Genomic DNA, 18,337 nt, shown 5'->3' on the forward strand with positions numbered 1-18,337 from the left:
CCTTATGTCCGCGAATATTCACTCCAAAACTCCAGCCGAAACACCAGCCGAAAAAGTGTTCTCATTTTCTTTCTGGCATTTATTCGATGTAATCGGCCCCTTGTTGCTTCTGATCGTTATTTTTCTGGTCATAACGCTTATCCATCCAGCGTTCTTCAGCACTGCCAACATGATGACCATCAGCTTGCAGGCATCGGTTAATGCTTTGCTTGCGATCGGCATGACGCTGGTAATCATTTCCGGCGGTATTGATCTCTCTGTCGGCACCATGATGTCGCTGTCGATGGTGGTGATGGCGGTCGCCACTACTTCACTAGGTATACCGATGTCTGGAGCGATGGTTATTGCCATTGGTCTAGGTATAGTAGGTGGCGCCATTAATGGTTTCTTGATTGCCTATGGCCGAATCCCGGCCTTCATCGTCACGCTTGGCATGTTAGGAATCGCTCAAGGAACGGCGTTGAAACTTTCTGGTGGTTATGCATTGTACGGCTTTCCGGAGTGGTTTGATTACATCGGGAATGGTGAACTGCTAGGCATTCCATTCCCGATCTGGATTGTGGCTGTAGTTGCTATCTTGGCTCACTATATATTTACCCAGCGTCCCTTGGGTCGCTACACATATGCGAGTGGGGCCAGCGAAGAAAGTGTCAGGCGTGCAGGTGTCAATGTTAAACGACTAAGAATTAAAATCTACATGTTTGCCGGTTTCACTGTTGGCTGTGCTGCGATTGTGCTGTCGTCACGCGTCAGTTCAGCACATCCTGGGATTGGTCTCGGTTATGAACTAGATGCGATTGCTGCTGCAGTCATTGGTGGCGCTAGTTTGATGGGTGGACGCGGTAGTGTGATGGGAGCGGTTAGCGGCGCTCTAGTCATGGCGACTATCCGCTTTGCCTTGAATGTCTTTGGTATGGATCCATTTTTACAACAGATCGTGGTGGGAGTGGTGCTAATCGGCGCTGTGTATCTCGATACGATCCGTGTTTCATATGAAGCAACTCTTACAAAAGCACGCGCACGACAAAAATGACTATCACTTTCGCACGAGGACACAAACATGTACTCAACTATTTTAACGAAACTCGGCCGCCGTTTGCGGCTTGGCATGGTGGGCGGTGGCTTTGACTCGGTCATCGGCGAAACGCACAGAATTGCTTACCAAACCGATGGTTGCTATGAGCTGGTCGCTGGTGCCTTTTCGATTGATCAAGAAATATCGCGCGCGACTGGCGCGGGGTTGCTGGTATCGCCTGATCGCATTTACGACGATTATCGCGATATGGCGAGGCGTGAAGCGGCGCGTACAGATGGCATCGACGTGGTGGTGATTGCAACGCCGCCCCAAATACACAAAGACGTTGCGATGGCGTTTCTTAATGCGGGCATCGATGTCATCTGCGAAAAACCCCTGACCAAGACCGTCGCGGAAGCGGAGGAACTCGCTGCATGCGTAGCATCGTCGGGGCGTCTGTTTGTACTGACGCATTGTTATTCCGGCTTCCCCATGGTTCGCCATGCGCGTGACCTGGTCAGGTCAGGTGCGCTGGGACGTCTACGCATGATAGAGGTGGAATTTGCTGGCGGTGCGCCGGGAGTATCGGTGGAGGTGGAAGATCCAGCACAGCGACATTGGCGCTTTCGTGCCGCATCGATGGGTAAAGAAGCTGTACTTGGCGAAGTCGGTTCGCATGCTTATCATCTGATGAGCTATATCACTGGCATGCTGCCGCAGCGTTTGTCTGCACGCATGCAGACGTTGGCCGCGCGACGAGAAGTGTATGACAACGCTTATCTCGATTTCGACTATAAGGAAGGTGTTGTTGGTCGCCTGTGGGCAAGCTATGTCGCCACTGGCAGCCAGCATGGTTTGTCATTCCGTATTTATGGTGACCAGGCTTCGATTGAATGGCGTGAAGAGAATGCCGAATATCTTCATTTTCGACCGCTTCAAACACCAGAGATGATTCTGCGATCGGGGCAGGACGGCACTTCTGATTTTGTCGCGCGCTCTTCGCGTTTCCGGCCAGGGCACCCGGAAGGTTATCCGCTGGCTTTTGCCAATATCTATGCAGAAGCTGCGCTGGCGTTGGTAGCCGCCCGCACCGGTACGGGTAGCTCGGATTTGATGGGCAATCTGCCAACCATTGCCGATGGTGTCGCCGGTATGCGCATGATTGCCGCCGCTACTGCATCAAACCAGAAAGATGGTGACTGGCAACCCTTGTAATTACGAGGTGGCCGTAAAACTGAGTGCAGTACCTTGCTGTTCGTTAGGGTGCTGCCATGTTCTATAAATGTATCGCGCTTTTTTTCTAAAAAACATGGCGGGTGAGTAGCGCGTAATTTAGAGCAATTTTAAAAAGCCTGCGCTCGTCTGCAAACTATGTTTTTACCCAAAGACAACGATCTGTCCAAATACAGAAAAAAGAAGTTGGACAAGTTTGCGTACTTTCTAAATATCAACATGTCCAAGTGATTTAGTTGGCGGTGTCCGATCGAAGTATCCACTTAGCGGATGGGTTTGCAACATTACACTCATCTTTCAACTCGGTAACTGTGTTGCACTTAGCTCTTGCAACCGTCCTGTGCCGCCGGCTAAGTCAATAAAGCGAGTCGTGCTGCTGTGTCGAACATTTAATGTAGGTAAAAAATATGCGAGCAAACGGGTTACAGGAAGTATGGCAGCAGGGCAGATGCGCGTTGAATGCGTGGTTGTCGATAGGCTCCAGTTACAGCGCCGAGGTGGTGGCGCATTTGCCTTACGATGCGGTTACGGTTGACCTTCAACATGGCATGTTTGATATAGAGACAGCGCTCAGTATGCTGCAAGCAATCTCAACTACGGCTGCAGTGCCCATGGTGCGGGTGCCAGCCAATACTGCCTGGCTAATTCAGAAAGTGCTCGACATGGGGGCATATGGTGTCATCTGTCCTATGATCGACACGCGCGACCAGTGCGAAGCTTTCGTAAGAACGATGCGTTATCCCCCTCATGGCGACCGCAGTTATGGCCCGGCGCGCGGTATTTTATATGGCGGTGCCGATTACGTTAACGGTGCTGATGAAGCCGTGCTGTCGTGGGCAATGATGGAAACTAAGCTGGCATTGGAAAATCTTGAACAGATCGCTAGCGTACCGGGTTTGCATGGTCTTTACATTGGACCTAGCGATTTGTCCATGACGCTGGAAGGTGTGATTAGTAATCCACTCTCACCACGAGTAATCAGGGAACTAGAGCGCGTTATCCAGGTTGCCCGCGCTCATAATCTGCGCGTCGGCATTTTTTGTCCGGATGTGGCTTTCGCACGTGTGATGGTGGCGTCTGGTTGCGATTTGGTGACAGTGATGAACGATGCCGGTTTGCTGCGCAAGGCCACGGGAGCAATCATTGCGGAAATGCAGATAACCGCCGACCTATAAACAGTGCGATGTTCCTGACCTATTACATGTAATGGGTCAGGAATAACTATCAGGCCTTAGGATCCGAGTTTTTCACCACGGATATTGATTTCGATGCGGATGCCATTTGGATCGATAACATATATCTGTGCCAGATTTAATGTCGGCGATTCCACTGTTTCGAATTCAATGCCGAGATTACGCAGATGGTGACAAAATGCTACGTAATCGTGCCCCTCAAAAGCGACATGATCGATGGCGCCTGTTTTTCCAGATTGATCGACTTCGACGAAATTTATATGAATGGCCGCCACATCGCCTACGTAAATCCAGGTTCCTGGTCGGCTGACGTCGGGGCGGCGGTGTGGGGCGTTTTCCAGCCCTAGGGCCTCAGTGTAAAACCTGACGGTCTCTTCCGGTTTTACGGTTTCTATATTGTAATGCTCCAGCTTACTAAGTTTCATATTGGGCACCTTTTGTTATGGAATTTCACTGTGGACATTGTCGGACAAATTGTCAACAATACATTTACCACTATCGTTGAAGAATTTTTGGTATTATGCCGGCAGTAAATTGCACTTAGGGCTTACGTAAACAGTGCTGGAAAAAGGGCATGCCAGCGCTGCATACGTAAGCCCCCGGCAATCAAAAAAATCAGGAAAATCTGAGGATCTGGAATGCGTGCAGATGTAGTTCAGCAGTTGGAAGAAGAAATTGTTTTTGGCATTCTTCATTCAAAAGAGAAGCTGGTCGAAGAGGATTTGGCTGCACGATTCAATGAAAAACGTCACGTCATCCGGGATGTGCTCGAGGATCTGCACGCTGCCGGATTAATCACGCGCATCCCGAATCGCGGTGCATTTGTACGCGAACTGACGCCGACTGAAGTGACCGAAATCTATGAGGTGCGGGAGGTAATGGAAGTCGCCGCTGCAATGCGTACGCCGCTGCCAGCGCCAGAACCGATCTTGACGAAAATGCGGGAGATTCAAAATCGCCATTCGGCCGCCATTGCTGCAGGAGATCTGCGTGCAGTGTTCTATCTGAATATCGAATTTCATCAAGCCCAATATTCCGCCTGTAATAATAGCAAGCTGGTCGAGATCATTGTTGATTGCGCCAAACAGGCCCACCTGATCAGGGCAGTCAAATACGCAGATCCAGGACATCTGAAAAAAGTGGAGAGGGATCACTTGGCGATTCTGGCGGCGATGAGCGGCACTGATCGGCAAGCTTTGATCGAAGTGGTGAAAGCACATTTGCCGGACTCTCCCAATGCTTATATTCGTGCTTACGAACAGCGCTACGGGACGCGCCACGACAGTGTTTAGTGAGGCCTGAGGAAACTCTGAGCTAGAGAAAGGTGCGGTTTTGGGGTTTGGGTTAAACACCGCGCTGCAGGCCACGTTATTTCCCTTGGTGAACCTGTGGATGATGCGAAAACGGGTGTTGGATGGTGAAACATGAGCTTCATGTTGCAAGCCCATCAGCTGAGTGAATTCCTCGATCCTACCTATTCGTTTCTGCGGTCACAGCCGATAATGGCTGGCGGCTGATGCGATTGGCGATGCCAGTGAGGAATTGCAGCAGGTCTTCGTCGCTCACTTCGGCACCAAAGATGTCGTTGAGCGCCTGGATGATCTCCGACAAGCGCTTCTTCTCTTTGTCACTGCCAGCCGCAATCGCCGGGTCAAGGCCATAGTCACCGCTCTCTTCGCTGTGCCGCAACTGATGCTCGGGCTTGTCTGCGCTTGTCGGGCTGGAAAAATCCGGCATCAGATCCAGCTGCTCGGTGTAGTCGTCCTCTGAAAGCCCAGTTCGTCCCGTTCTATCACGTTCGTCACTTTGTCAAAGGCTGCTTGGTAACGAGCAGCATACTGCCGCGCACGTCAGCTGGGCCAACGTTAGGCTATCTATTTTGAGTGTCCGTCTGACTTCACGTCGGCCGTTAAGGAGCAAGCGCAGGTGCTGAGAATAACAAGACGGAAGTAGAAGGTTCCGTGGCGGTTGAGAGTCAGATAAGAAGGGTTGCGCTGCATGGTAGGCACCGGAAATGCCTCACCTGAATGTCACACCTCAGTGGCGCACTAGCTGAAACGCTAGCCCTGGACAGCACAACGCCCCACGAATGGGGCGCTGTGCAAGGATAGTGGTGGGCCGGGGTAATCTGAACTGGTAACGTAACTTTATGATTTTGTTATAAAAAAATAAGTTAATTTATGAGTTGGAATACCTTTTGGAATACCGTCCTTCCAATCTAAAACTTTCTTAAGGCCTGTCCGAGCTGCAGGCCGGTCTCCGCCTCATTGAGAATGAGCTGCTCGAGGATTTTCGTCCTGGACAGTTTATGCTCTTGAGCGAGCTTATCGAGGGTGGTGTTAACTTCGTTGGAGAGTACAAAATTGTACTGCTTCTTAGTGGGTGAGTTCTCTCGCGTCTTTTGTGTGCTCCAGCGCCGTTTGATTTTGGCAGTGTAGAGTTCCTTCTCGCCTGGGGTCGCATCGCGACGGTCAAAAAACTCCAGCAGCTCGCTGTGGCGTGTGAAAGGAGGGGCGCTTCGGGTTAGTTGAGGCTGGTGCGTCTTCATCCAGTCCCAAGCCAGTGAGCATTTTGCTTCCTCGTCCTTTCCCTTGAACCAGTTGAATAGTTTGTCGTGTTGTAGGTGTTCACGCCATGCATGTTCGAGGTCGCTCAAAGCCATTTTCTTGTCGCTTAGGCGGGCGTTCCAGAGGTCAAAAACTGCGATTACTTGTTGCCGGATCGGCAACGTTTCTAGTGGCTGTGGAAGTCTCATTTCACCTATGAATTGTAGGGTTTTTCGTACTATCCAGGCCGGCTGTCGACCATCCTTCAAGACCCATCGGAAGTCATCGTCGGGTAGAAGCTGCGTGCCCTTGGCATGTTCGAGTGCCGCAATGAGCTTTGAGGTGAGGTGCGCAGCTATCTGACTTCGCATGACCGTGCTGTTGAGTTGGCAATCGTCAAAGTCGATTCCTTCATTTGACAGCGTATGCCATAGCCAAACGATCTCCCTCACGGGCATCTTCATCGCGCGAAGGGGGGCGTTTTCGACGCTGCTCATTTTAATCTCCCAGGGGCTTTTATAGGACAAAAATAGATGATTTTTAGCGTGATTATATAATTTTTTATAGATGTATAATAGTTTGATTATAGATGTCTAGAAAATGTATTGAATGTCCAGGTTTCAAGGGTTTGTAGCCTTTAAAAAGCTTTCCATAAAGCCCGCACGGTTCCAGATGCTCAGGGCTTCACTGAAGTCGCGGCAATCTTGAGTTTTCCTGATGCGAGAAGGAGCATTGCAAGCTGACGAGCCTAGGCAGAGATTCATGGCTAGATAGACGAGCATTTGCTTTGCAGTAATAAGGCAAAGTGCAAGGTAGAGAAAGCAAGGGGGAGGTGCTAACTAAGGCAAAGAACCTAGGCTTTGTTCTATGCGGATGACAAAGTTTTTTCTAACCGCCCCTGCAGATCCTCTGAGCCAATAGAGGAGCCTGCTCATGAGGATCATCCGCCTGAAAGAAGTCATAGATTCGACCGGCCTGGCCCGGTCAACTATTTACAAGTACATCGGGGAGGGCACCTTCCCGAAGCCGGTATCACTGGGCGACCGCTGTGTCGGCTGGGTCGACAGCGAAGTGCATGATTGGATTCTGGCAAGGATCGAGGAGCGTGATCTGGCTGAGAACGCTTCAGCACGACCTGGTCGCCTGAGCATGGTCAGCTAGAAACCACCATTTACGCCATGACCGGTTGGTAGCTGGTCATGGCGTTTATGCCGCATGGAAGAATTCGGAATTCTCAGCTAACTCTCCCAGGCTGCGATTTGGCAAATCTCTCGGCGGGCAGGGCAATGTTGCTCCCCATTGCCAGGTCTCGCTGGGAGGGTTGGTAATGGGTTGAGCTGCTTCTAGTGATATAGCTATTTACTATCAATAACTAACCATTCAATAGCCATTTGAGCTTACTCAGTACGACACCTACTGCAGAGGTAGGGATAGGTCGTTGGTTAAAAAATACACAACACGGGCCTGTTATGCACAATAAGCAACCAGGTACCCATCCATGACCAATCGCAAGACTTACACCTACTTTTCCCAATCAGACATTGCCCTTCAGATCGAGCGACTTGTCCAGGCTATCGAGGATTTCGATTCACCGGCATTCCGCATCAAGCAAACCCGCACAGGGTACGAACGCGTGCAAGAGACCAGACTCTCTCGATACTTCGATCACATCCAGCAGATGGTCGACCTATTCGAAGGCCGTATCGAATATAGCTACAGCGAGCATCTGCAAGCGTTCAGGGAGGCCTGTCAGGATATCGGGCTAGAGCGTCACCCCAGTGGTCCTGCCTGCCTTAATGAAAGGGGTACGGCCTACCTTGATCATCATCACAGCATGAACGTCTTGGTCGCCCGAATCCGTCAGTTGACTCGTGAGCGGTGGTATCTCCGCAGGAAGCACGACCTCCGCCGCCAAGCCAAGGAGCAGGAGATCCAAGTCTGCGACTACGCCGATGCCTTATGTGAGTTCTACTCGCGCATCACCATCATCAGGGTCGACTTCCACTACCGTTCCGAGGCACAGGCCAGGCTGCGAGTCGAGCGCGTGTTCGATGACCTGGATAAACTGATCTACGAGCACAGGCGTAACCCAGTCTTCGAGCACCTCATCGGCCACATGTACTCAGTGGAACAAGGCGATCGAAATGATGGTGGGGGCTACCACATTCATGCTGCCTACTTCTTCAATGGCAACGAGGTGCGTGGAGATGTCTACAAGGCCATTCAGCTCGGCGAGCTGTGGGAAGACGTCACGCAGGGCCAGGGCTACATGTACAGCTGCAACCACGATAAGGATCAGTACGGTGACGACTGTGGTATCGGTCGCATCGAGAGGAGTGATCGAGCGATTCGGCGCCATGTCCACAAGGTGGTGAAGTATCTCGTCAAAGATGCTCAGCACCTGCGCTTGAGGCCTGAGGGCGCTCGATGCCTGCGGACTGGTCAGCTGAAACGTCCTCGTCGAGGGTAGCGGGCAGCGTCATCGTGCAGGGTGTTAACTGAGCCAGAATCCAGGGGGCTTGATGTGGTCGCTCCTGGTACGGCTGCGAACGGTGAGGTCATCGCTTTCGTCTTTCCTTACGACCGAAAAGAATCCGAAATTGGTAAACAACCACATGGGAAGATCCGTCCTTAAAGTGAGGGGCTGAGCAGCGCAGAACCCGAAGATTGCCTTAGGCTATTACGAATCAAAATGATCTGTAAATATCGCTTTCGTGATTTTTAATTGCGGGTGTTGTGATCGCAATTTATGCTGTCCTCCGCTTTCACCACGACCAGCGTAGCCATGACCACTGAAGTTCTCTCGCAGCTAACGCAAGCCCAACGTGACCGCCTGGCTTACCTCGAATTGCGTCTGCGGTTTGTCGGAGAGATAGGGCGACAGGATCTGACTCAGCGTTTCGGTATTCAAACGGCTGCCGCCACGCGCGATCTAGCCACCTATCGCGAGCTGGCAGGCAACAACCTGGCATATGACCGTAGTAGCAAAATCTATACGCCAACCAAAGAGTTTCGGCCGATCTTCAGCTTCTCCGCTGACCGGGTACTGGCCTGGCTCGCAGAAGGGTTTGGCGATGGCGAGCCGGCAAGCAGTGCGCCGGGAGTCTCCTGCGTAACGTCCGGGCGGCTTACCCAGCCGGATCTGGACACGCTGGGTATTGTGACCCGCGCCATCTACCACCGCTGCCCTCTACGAGTGGAGTACTACTCCCTGGCTAGCGGCAAGACCCAGAGAGAAATTGTTCCCTTTGCCCTGATCGATACGGGCCTGCGCTGGCATGTACGTGGCTATGATCGCAAGCGCGAGGCATTCCGGGACTTCGTGATTACCCGCATCAGAAGGCCAAAACTGCTGACGGAGTCTCCTGTCGCTGAACACGAGCGCCCAGAACAGGATGTCCAGTGGAGTCGGATATTGGAGGTCGAGTTGGTGCCTCACCCGGATCAACCGCACTCGGATATCACTGCCATGGATTTTGGCATGAGCGATGGTGCGTTGCGCTTGAGGTTGCGTGGGGCAACTGCTGGTTACGTACTGCGTAAATGGAGCATCGACTGCTCGCCGGACCACCGCCTACGTGGTGCTGAATACCGACTTTGGCTGAAAGACCCGCTGCTGCTCTACGGGGTTGAGACGGCGGTGCTGGCACCTGGTTACCGCGTGGACTGACCAGCGCGACTGCTTTAAAGCCAAGATGCGTAGTGCCTGTGGACTTCCGCGCGTCTGGTGAACTGAAATCTTAGAGTGAATATTTGACCATGAGCAACACCAAAGAGCTTGAGCGCGCCGAACTGCACAAAACCATCTGGCGCATCGCCAACGACCTGCGCGGCAGTGTCGATGGCTGGGACTTCAAGACTTATGTGCTCGGCATGCTGTTCTACCGATTCATCTCGGAAAACCTGACCAACTACCTCAACGAACAGGAGCGCCGCGCGGGAAGCGCGGATTTTGACTACAGCGACTTGGCAGATGCCTACGCGATCCTGGGGCGTTACGAGACGGTTCAGGAAAAAGGCTTCTATATCCTCCCTTCACACCTGTTCTCCAATGTGCGCCGCCGCGCCCGCCATGACCCGAATCTCAACGAAACCTTGTCCCAGGTATTCAAAGACATTGAGGCTTCCGCTTTAGGTGCTGGTAGCGAGGATGACTTCAAGGGGCTGTTCGACGATCTCGACGTCAATAGCAGTAAGCTTGGCCCCACCGTGGCTAAGCGCAACGAAAAGCTGGTGAAGCTGCTCGATGCCATCGGAGATCTGCCGCTCGGCAACAGCTCGGGCAACTTTTCTGATAACAGCATCGACTTGTTCGGCGACGCCTATGAATACCTGATGCAGATGTATGCCTCCACCGCCGGCAAGTCCGGTGGTGAGTTTTATACCCCGCAGGAAGTCTCCGAGCTCCTGGCCCGTATCACCGTGGTGGGCAAGACCCAGGTCAACAAGGTCTATGACCCAGCCTGCGGCTCCGGCTCGCTGTTGCTCAGCTTTTCCAAGGTGCTGGGGCACAACAAGGTGCGTCAGGGCTTCTACGGCCAGGAAATCAACCTCACGACCTACAACCTGTGCCGGATCAATATGTTCCTGCACAACGTGAACTATGAGAAGTTCAACATCGCCCACGGCGACACGCTGACCGATCCTGCGCACTGGGACGACGAGCCCTTCGAGGCCATCGTCTCCAATCCGCCGTACTCGATCAAATGGGATGGTGATGCCAACCCGCTGCTTATCAATGACCCGCGTTTTGCCCCAGCAGGCGTACTCGCACCTAAGAGCAAGGCCGACCTCGCCTTCACCCTGCATATCCTGAGCTGGCTGGCGGTCAATGGCACCGCAGCGATTGTTGAGTATCCAGGCGTGCTCTATCGCGGCGGTGCGGAAGCCAAAATTCGCAAGTACCTTGTCGACAACAACTACGTCGATGCCGTGATCCAGTTGCCGCCCGATCTGTTCTTCGGCACCACCATCGCTACCTGCATCGTCGTGTTAAAAAAGTCTAAGCGCGACAACGCCACACTGTTCATCGACGCCTCCGCCCTGTTCGTGCGTAGTGGCAACAAGAACAAACTGTTGCCCGAGTACCAGCAGAAAATCCTCGACGCATTCTCTGGTCGAAAAAGCCTCGATCACTTCGCGCGCCTGGTCGAGAACGACGAGATTGCCGCTAACGGCTACAACATCGCTGTTTCCAGCTACGTCGAACAGGCAGACACCAGTGAAACGGTGGACATTTGTGAGCTCAACAAAAAAATCAGCGGCATCGTTGCCAGGCAAGCGGAGTTGAGAAAGCAGATCGACGCCATCGTTGCAGACCTGGAAGGAGAGCAGGCATGAGCGAGCAGCCAGCAGGAGAGATCGTTCTTTACCAGCGTGGCGATGCAACCGCCATCGATGTGCGGCTAGACGGTGATACGGTCTGGCTGACCCAAGAGCAAATGGCGGAGCTGTTTGGCAAGGCTAAGTCGACCATCAGCGAGCACATCAAGAACGTTTTCGAGGAAGGCGAGCTGGTGCCGGAACAGGTGATGAGAAAAATCGGAATTTCCGAATTTTCTACCAAACCGACCAACTTCTATAACCTCGACGTCATCATCTCGGTCGGCTACCGGGTCAAGTCGCAGCAGGGCACCCGGTTCCGCATCTGGGCCACCGAGCGCTTGCGTGAGTACCTGGTCAAGGGCTTCACCATGGATGACGTGCGCCTGAAGAATCTGGGCGGCGGCAGCTACTGGAAAGAATTGCTGGATCGCATCCGCGACATTCGCTCCAGCGAGAAGGTGCTCTACCGTCAGGTGCTCGACCTTTACTCCACCAGCGTGGATTACGACCCCAAGGCCGAAGCCAGCGTGCTGTTCTTCAAAGCCGTGCAGAACAAGCTGCATTACGCGGCCCACGGCCAGACTGCTGCGGAAGTGGTCAAGCAGCGTGCTGATGCCGGTAAACCCTTTATGGGCCTGCTGTCTTTCGGTGGCAAACAGCCAACCAAGGCCGAAGTCACCAACGCCAAGAATTACCTCAACGCCGACGAACTGAAACGTCTGAACACCCTGGTCTCGGCCTATTTCGATGCCGCCGAGTTCCGTGCCATGAATCATGAACCGACCTATATGAAGGATTGGCTCGCCCACCTGGAGCAGTTGATCCTAGCCATGGGCGGCAAGGCCCTGGAAGGTGCTGGAAAAGTCAGCCATCAGCAGGCGATTGCTCACGCAGAAACGGAATACGCCAAATTTCGTGCCCAGTTAGCCGAGCAGCCGAGCGAGGTGGAAGGGGCCTATCTGGAAACCGTGAAGACGGTGCAGAAGAAAATTACTGGGAAGAAAAAGCCATGAGCCGGATTGAGGCGTTAATTGCCGAGCTTTGCCCGGAGGGGGTGGAATTTAGGCCAATCGGTGACTTAGGCGAACTGGTTAGAGGTAACGGAATGCCGAAATCTGATTTCGTGGAATCAGGGATTGGATGTATCCATTACGGCCAGATTTACACCTATTACGGCACTTGGACTACGGAAACAACGTCGTTTGTCTCTGCAGAAAAAGCGAGGAGCCTTGCCAAGGTCGACCCGGGCGATCTGGTCATTACAAATACCAGTGAGAATATCGAGGACGTCTGCAAGGCTGTGGCGTGGCTAGGCGACGAGCAAGTTGTCACTGGGGGGCACGCCACGGTGCTAAAGCACAGTCAAGACTCGAAGTACCTCTCCTACTACCTCCAAACACCGCGTTTCTTCGCAGAGAAGAAAAGACATGCGACGGGCACGAAAGTTATCGACGTTTCGGCAAAGAGCCTTGCGAAGATTCGGATTCCGGTTCCGCCCCTCGAAATCCAACGCAAAATCGTGAAAGTGCTGGACACTTTCACGGAGCTTGAGGCGGAGCTTGAGGCGGAGCTTGAGGCGGAGCTTGAGGCGCGTCGCTGGCAGTACAAGTACTACCGCGACGCCTTGCTCGCTTTCAGCGATCAAGATATTCGCTGGGCCGCGATGGGCGAGGTCGGCGAGTTCTTTCGGGGGCGGCGTTTTACTAAAGCAGACTATGTGGATGCCGGAATCGAGTGCATTCACTATGGTGACATCTATACGCAGTATGGCACCGTCACCGAGACAACGGTCTCTCATGTGCGCACCGATATGCCATCTACCTTACGCTTTGCGAAGCCAGGCGATTTGATAATCGCGGGCGTGGGCGAGACGGTTGAGGATGTGGGTAAGGCCGTAGCATGGCTCGGCTGTGGTGAGGTAGCGATTCATGACGACTGCTTTGCCTTCCGTCACTCGCTGAACCCGCGCTTTGTGTCCTATTACTTCCAGACCACGGCGTTTCACGCAGAGAAAAACAAGTTTGTGGCCCGAGCCAAGGTCAAGCGCTTGTCCGCAGAAAGCCTCGCCAAGTTGGCCATCCCTGTTCCTTCACCTGAGGAGCAGGCACGTATCGTCGCGATCCTCGAAAACTTCGATGCGCTGGTAAATGATATATCCGTCGGCCTGCCCGCCGAGATCGCTGCCCGCCGTCGGCAGTACGCGCATTACCGCGACCGTTTGCTCACCTTCAAGGAAGCCGCATGAGCGAAGACACGAAGCCTTATCGCTACGAGGCCATTGCACACTCCAGCGAGAGCACAGTGGTTGCCGAGTTTCTGCCGGATGCACTGGGTGTGCGCGAGACCGGCTACCAGAGCGAGGCAGCGCTTGAAGGTGCCTTTATCGAGCAACTGCAGCGGCAGGCCTACGAGTACCTGACGATCAGCACAGAGGCCGAGCTGGTCGCCAACCTGCGTGCTCGGCTGGAGCAGCTCAACAAGACCGTGTTTTCCGATGCCGAGTGGCAGCGCTTCTTTACGACCTGCATTGCGGGCAGCAATGACGGCATTCTGGAAAAAACCGCACGTATTCAGGAAGACCACATTCAGGTCTTGAAGCGCGACGACGGCAGCAGCAAGAACATCTACCTGATCGACAAGGCCAATATCCATAACAACGTCTTGCAGGTGATCAACCAGTATGAAACGTCAGCCGGCGAGAGTGGTGGCAAGCACGCAACACGCTTCGATGTAACGGTGTTGGTTAATGGCCTACCGATGGTGCATGTCGAGCTCAAGCGTCGTGGTGTGGACATTCGCGAAGCCTTCAACCAGATCAACCGCTACCAGCGCGACAGCTTCTGGGCGGGTTCCGGACTGTTCGAGTACGTCCAGTTGTTCGTGATCAGTAATGGCACGCTGACCAAGTACTACAGCAACACAGTGCGCGACGGGCACTTGAAGGAGCAGTCCGGCAAGCGCAGTAAAAGCAAAGCCTCCAACAGCTTTTCCTTCACCAGTTGGTGGGCTGACGCGCGCAACCAGTCCATCACCGAACTAACGGGCTTTACCAAAACCTTCTTTGCCAAGCATTCGTTGCTGAACGTACTCACCAAGTACTGCGTGTTCGATGTGGATCGCAAGCTGCTGGTGATGCGCCCCTACCAGATCGTGGCCGCCGAGGGCATCCTGCAGCGCATTGCCACCTCAACCAACCACAGGCAGTTGGGTAAGCTGGCGGCGGGCGGTTACATCTGGCACACCACAGGGTCTGGTAAGACACTGACCAGCTTCAAGGCTGCACAACTCGCCCGTGGCTTGCCGGACATCGACAAGGTGCTCTTCGTAGTCGATCGCAAGGATCTGGATTACCAGACAATGCGCGAGTACGAGCGCTTCGAGAAAGGCGCGGCCAACTCCAATACCTCCACCTCGGTGCTACAGAAGCAACTCGAAGACCCGAACGCGCGGATCATCATCACCACCATTCAGAAACTCTCGCGCTTCGTGGCCAAGAACAAGAAACACCCGGTGTATGACGCGCATGTGGTGGTGATTTTCGACGAGTGCCACCGCAGCCAGTTCGGCGACATGCACAGCGAAATCACCCGCGTGTTCAAGCGCTACCACCTGTTCGGTTTCACCGGTACGCCGATCTTTGCGAAGAACTCGGGAGCCGGCGGCAACCCATTGCGCCGCACCACCGAGCAGGCCTTTGGCGACAAGCTGCACATCTACACCATCGTCGATGCAATCAACGACAAGAACGTGCTGCCGTTCCGTATCGACTACATCAATACCCTCAAGATGCAGGCGCGGATCAAGGACAAACAGGTCTCGGCTATTGATACCGAGCGTGCCTTGCTAGCGCCGGAACGTATCAGCCAGATCGTCGGCTATATCCGCGAGCATTTTGATCAGAAGACCAAACGTGCCAGTACCTATCGCCATGACGGCAAGCGAGTAGCAGGGTTCAACTCGCTATTTGCTTGTGCCTCGATTGATGCGGCCAAGCGTTACTACGCTGAATTTGCCGCGCAGCAGAAGGATCTGCCTGAGGCCCAGCGCCTCAAGGTTGGGCTGATCTACAGCTTTGCTGCGAATGAGGACGATGAAGACGGGCTGCTCGGCGAAGAGGAGTTCGAGGCTGAAGGGCTGGATCAAAGCTCGCGGGACTTTCTGGACGTCGCGATCAAGGATTACAACGCGCTATTCGCTACCAGCTTCGACACCTCGGCGGACAAGTTTCAGAACTACTACAAGGATCTGTCGCAGCGCCTGAAGAAGCGTGAGCTGGATCTGGTCATCGTGGTCAACATGTTCCTGACTGGCTTCGACGCCACCACACTGAACACGCTGTGGGTGGACAAGAACCTCAAGGCGCACGGCTTGATCCAGGCGTATTCGCGCACCAACCGCATCCTCAACTCGGTCAAGACCTACGGCAACATCGTTTCCTTCCGCAATCTGGAGCAGGAAACCAACGATGCTCTCGCCCTGTTCGGCAACAAGGACGCCAAGGGCATCGTGCTGCTGAAACCCTATGCCGAGTATTACGCTGAGTACCAAGCCCGAGTCGGCGAGCTGCTCGACAAGTACCCACTGGGGCAGGCGCTCATCGGCGAAGCGGCGCAGAAGGCGTTTATCAAACTATTCGGTTCGATTCTGCGGCTGAAAAACATTCTGACGGCCTTCGACGATTTTGCAGGGCATGAAATTCTCAGCGAGCGGCAGTTCCAGGACTACCAGAGCCTTTACCTGAATCTGTACGCCGAGTTTCGTGCCACGTCCGAGGCGGAGAAGGAGTCGATCAACGATGATGTGGTCTTCGAGATCGAGCTCATCAAGCAGGTGGAGGTCAACGTCGATTACATCCTGCTGCTGGTAGAGCAGTACCTGAAGGAAAAGGGAACAGGAGACGATAAGGAAATCCGCGCCACCATTGAGCGTGCCATTAACGCCAGCCCCAGCTTGCGCAACAAGAAGGATCTCATCGTTCAGTTCGTGGAGTCGGTCAATACCACGGTCAAAGTGGATGCTCAGTGGCAGAGCTTCATGGCGGCCAAAAAGACTGAGGAACTGGAGCGCATCATCACGGAAGAAAACCTCAACGCCGAGGCGGCGCGAGAGTTCATTGATAATGCTTTCCGTGACGGCGGTATCCCTACTGGTGGCACTGCCATCACCAAGATCCTGCCGCCCGTGTCGCGGTTCTCGCAGAACAACGGGCATGCGGCCAAGAAGCAATCAGTACTGGGCAAGCTGGCAGTGTTTTTCGAGCGCTATTTCGGGCTGGCTTGACGCTGAGCGAACCAAAAAAGAAACGAGCAAATCAACAGCATGGGCAGCTTGTAGGCTGCCCATGCTGTTTTTGTTGCACTCATCGCGATGGTTTTGATCTGGTGTTCAGTCTGCTAATGATCCAGCAGGTCAGCAGCACGGCTATCAGTAGTGGTGGAAAACGAACCATCAGAATCACCAGGAGTAGCAGTGCCAGACACCCGGAGAGGATGCCGGTAAACATGGCAGCAGCAGCCAAAACGCGTAGTAGCTTCATTGTTTGTTTGCCTCACAGGTAGCCTTGTTCCGCCAACGACACGCAGCCTTCATGGCCCACCACGATATGGTCGAGCGTGCGCACGCCAACCAGGTTCAGCGCGTCCTGCAGTTTCTTGGTGAGCGTGCGGTCAGCCTGACTGGGGTCGGGGTCGCCTGAGGGGTGGTTGTGTACCAAGATCATGGCGGCAGCGTTGTATTTCAGGGCGATCTTGACGACTTCCCTGGGGTAAACGCTTGCTCCATCAAGGGTGCCGCGAAACAGCTCCTGAAAGGCAAGTACTCGGTGCTGGCTGTCGAGCATGAGAATGGCGAAAACTTCATGTTCATAGTCGGCCAGCAGTGCCTGCAGGTGGCTGGACACTTCTTGGGGTGAAGTCAGCGCACGGCCCCGGCGCAGACGCAGATTGGCCAGTTGCCTGGCCATCAGTAGGATGTCGGTTTCCGTGACCGGCGACTCAACCAGGTAGGTGCCGGTTGACTCACTGGCCTTCAGCTTGTGCAGGCGCATATTGACCTCCTCGGTCTTAATCTGACGACGGGGTATGGCGCGAAGCCTGCGCCTCCAACTTCTCAGTCAGGCTGGCTTTCGCGGGTCGCTGTGTAGTGTTGGTGGTTGGAAATTGGCTTTCCTCTGCGGGGTAGAACTCCTCGACGATGGCGCCAGCGTCTTCCTCGCTGTCCTCGAACGCACCGTTGCCGAAGCCACGTTGTGCCGCTTCATCTAGAGCTACCTGATTGAAGCCAGCGCTTTGCCGTTGTTCATCCAGCTCATTGGCAACCTGCAGCGCCTCACTCATGTCGATGTCACCACGTACCGTCAGGTCGACGTAAAAGATCGGCGTGCCATGGCTTTGCCGGGTCGATTTGCCGCGTAGACGCAACTCCAGCGGTAAACAGGCCAGTCGATTGCCAGAAATAGCCTGGAAGTAGTGCAGTCGAGCGGCCAGGGTACGGATGCTGTTGAACCCCGTGGTGCGGAACACAAAGCTACCCAGCGGATCGTCATCACCAATCAGCACATTCAGTCGGCCGTAAGGCTTGCAGGCTCCGCCCTTTGCCAGCGGGCAGGAATCTGGTGACGGACAAGGCAGCGACTGCATACCGTCCGGGGTGACCCGCTTGCAGGTCTCTCCGTTGCCGACGCAGACAGGGCGTCCGGACTGACGATCGAACAGCGTGTAATCGGCGCGAAAGTTCAGCTCAGGCTCGTTAAACAGCAGGCGCACCGGGATGCTGCGCAGCTTGTCGTCCTTGCCCTGGCGCAGCTCGTCATTTAGCGGGTGCAGCAGCCAGCCGTCCTTGCCTTGCACCTGGGAGGTGATGGTGAACTGGTCATCCTTCTCCGGCAGGCGCTTGCCGTTCTTCTCGATGACCTTGCCGATAGAAATCCGTCCGAGAACCGGCGGGGTTATAGCGAGACCTTTGAGCATGGAGGTTCTCCTGCAAACGAAAAAAGGCCAGCCACGCAGCGCTAACTGCATGGACTG

At 54.1% G+C, this 18,337-nt stretch carries 15 protein-coding genes and 1 pseudogene; 11 read left to right on the plus strand and 5 right to left on the minus strand.

All coding sequences use genetic code 11. The features are described from left to right. The first annotated feature begins 4 nt into the window (after positions 1-4). The 3 genes from QK293_RS00325 to QK293_RS00335 all read left to right on the plus strand — a co-directional run bounded on the left by QK293_RS00325 (position 5) and on the right by QK293_RS00335 (position 3,423). A complete protein-coding gene (locus tag QK293_RS00325) occupies positions 5-1,033 on the plus strand; it encodes an ABC transporter permease (RefSeq protein WP_282374876.1) in 1,029 nt (342 codons plus the stop codon). A gap of 27 nt (positions 1,034-1,060) precedes the next feature. Continuing rightward, the gene (locus QK293_RS00330) at positions 1,061-2,230 is read left to right on the plus strand and encodes a Gfo/Idh/MocA family oxidoreductase (RefSeq protein WP_282374879.1); all 1,170 of its coding nucleotides are present in this window, start codon (positions 1,061-1,063) and stop codon (positions 2,228-2,230) included. 473 nt (positions 2,231-2,703) lie between these two features. Then, positions 2,704-3,423: an aldolase/citrate lyase family protein gene (locus tag QK293_RS00335; protein WP_282374881.1), complete on the plus strand. Its 720-nt coding sequence runs from the start codon at positions 2,704-2,706 to the stop codon at positions 3,421-3,423. 56 nt (positions 3,424-3,479) lie between these two features. Here QK293_RS00335 and QK293_RS00340 read toward each other — a convergent pair whose 3' ends face one another. Beyond that, positions 3,480-3,866, minus strand: coding sequence for a VOC family protein (locus tag QK293_RS00340; protein WP_282374884.1), 387 nt, complete (start codon positions 3,864-3,866; stop codon positions 3,480-3,482). A gap of 213 nt (positions 3,867-4,079) precedes the next feature. Here QK293_RS00340 and QK293_RS00345 point away from each other — a divergent pair, with 213 nt between their 5' ends. Next, positions 4,080-4,733, plus strand: coding sequence for a GntR family transcriptional regulator (locus tag QK293_RS00345; RefSeq protein ID WP_282374886.1), 654 nt, complete (start codon positions 4,080-4,082; stop codon positions 4,731-4,733). A gap of 214 nt (positions 4,734-4,947) precedes the next feature. Here QK293_RS00345 and QK293_RS00350 read toward each other — a convergent pair. Further along, a pseudogene (locus QK293_RS00350) lies at positions 4,948-5,145 on the minus strand (hypothetical protein); the annotation flags it as partial. Between the two features lie 514 nt (positions 5,146-5,659). Beyond that, on the minus strand, positions 5,660-6,484 hold the full coding sequence (locus QK293_RS00355) for a hypothetical protein (protein WP_282374888.1): 825 nt from the start codon (positions 6,482-6,484) through the stop codon (positions 5,660-5,662). Positions 6,485-6,920: 436 nt separating this feature from the next. Between QK293_RS00355 and QK293_RS00360 the strand changes: the two genes are divergently transcribed. The 7 genes from QK293_RS00360 (at position 6,921) to QK293_RS00390 (ending at position 16,592) form a co-directional block, all read left to right on the plus strand. Then, complete coding sequence (locus QK293_RS00360) at positions 6,921-7,148, plus strand: AlpA family transcriptional regulator (protein WP_282374890.1); 228 nt, start codon at positions 6,921-6,923, stop codon at positions 7,146-7,148. Positions 7,149-7,485: 337 nt separating this feature from the next. Continuing rightward, a complete protein-coding gene (locus QK293_RS00365) occupies positions 7,486-8,457 on the plus strand; it encodes an inovirus-type Gp2 protein (protein ID WP_282374892.1) in 972 nt (323 codons plus the stop codon). A 315-nt stretch (positions 8,458-8,772) separates the two neighbouring features. After that, a complete protein-coding gene (locus QK293_RS00370) occupies positions 8,773-9,657 on the plus strand; it encodes a WYL domain-containing protein (RefSeq protein ID WP_282374894.1) in 885 nt (294 codons plus the stop codon). Between the two features lie 89 nt (positions 9,658-9,746). Then, entirely contained in the window at positions 9,747-11,327 is a 1,581-nt protein-coding gene (locus QK293_RS00375) for a type I restriction-modification system subunit M (RefSeq protein ID WP_282374897.1), read from the plus strand. Beyond that, on the plus strand, positions 11,324-12,325 hold the full coding sequence (rhuM, locus tag QK293_RS00380) for a RhuM family protein (protein ID WP_282374900.1): 1,002 nt from the start codon (positions 11,324-11,326) through the stop codon (positions 12,323-12,325). The genes QK293_RS00375 and rhuM overlap by 4 nt, the downstream gene beginning before the upstream one ends. Continuing rightward, the gene (locus QK293_RS00385) at positions 12,322-13,557 is read left to right on the plus strand and encodes a restriction endonuclease subunit S (RefSeq protein ID WP_282374902.1); all 1,236 of its coding nucleotides are present in this window, start codon (positions 12,322-12,324) and stop codon (positions 13,555-13,557) included. The genes rhuM and QK293_RS00385 overlap by 4 nt, the downstream gene beginning before the upstream one ends. After that, positions 13,554-16,592: a type I restriction endonuclease subunit R gene (locus QK293_RS00390; RefSeq protein WP_282374904.1), complete on the plus strand. Its 3,039-nt coding sequence runs from the start codon at positions 13,554-13,556 to the stop codon at positions 16,590-16,592. Before QK293_RS00385 ends, QK293_RS00390 begins: the two co-directional genes overlap by 4 nt. Positions 16,593-16,860: 268 nt before the next feature. On the opposite strand, the gene radC is transcribed toward QK293_RS00390, so the two are convergent. Together radC and QK293_RS00400 are read right to left on the minus strand one after the other, a co-directional pair. Beyond that, complete coding sequence (gene radC, locus QK293_RS00395; protein ID WP_282374906.1) at positions 16,861-17,358, minus strand: DNA repair protein RadC; 498 nt, start codon at positions 17,356-17,358, stop codon at positions 16,861-16,863. A 16-nt stretch (positions 17,359-17,374) separates the two neighbouring features. Beyond that, positions 17,375-18,280: a hydrolase or metal-binding protein gene (locus QK293_RS00400; protein ID WP_282374909.1), complete on the minus strand. Its 906-nt coding sequence runs from the start codon at positions 18,278-18,280 to the stop codon at positions 17,375-17,377. Between the last annotated feature and the right edge of the window lie 57 nt (positions 18,281-18,337).

Origin of the sequence: Pseudomonas sp. AL03 (genome assembly GCF_029960815.1) — a bacterium.
Classification (GTDB): domain Bacteria; phylum Pseudomonadota; class Gammaproteobacteria; order Pseudomonadales; family Pseudomonadaceae; genus Aquipseudomonas.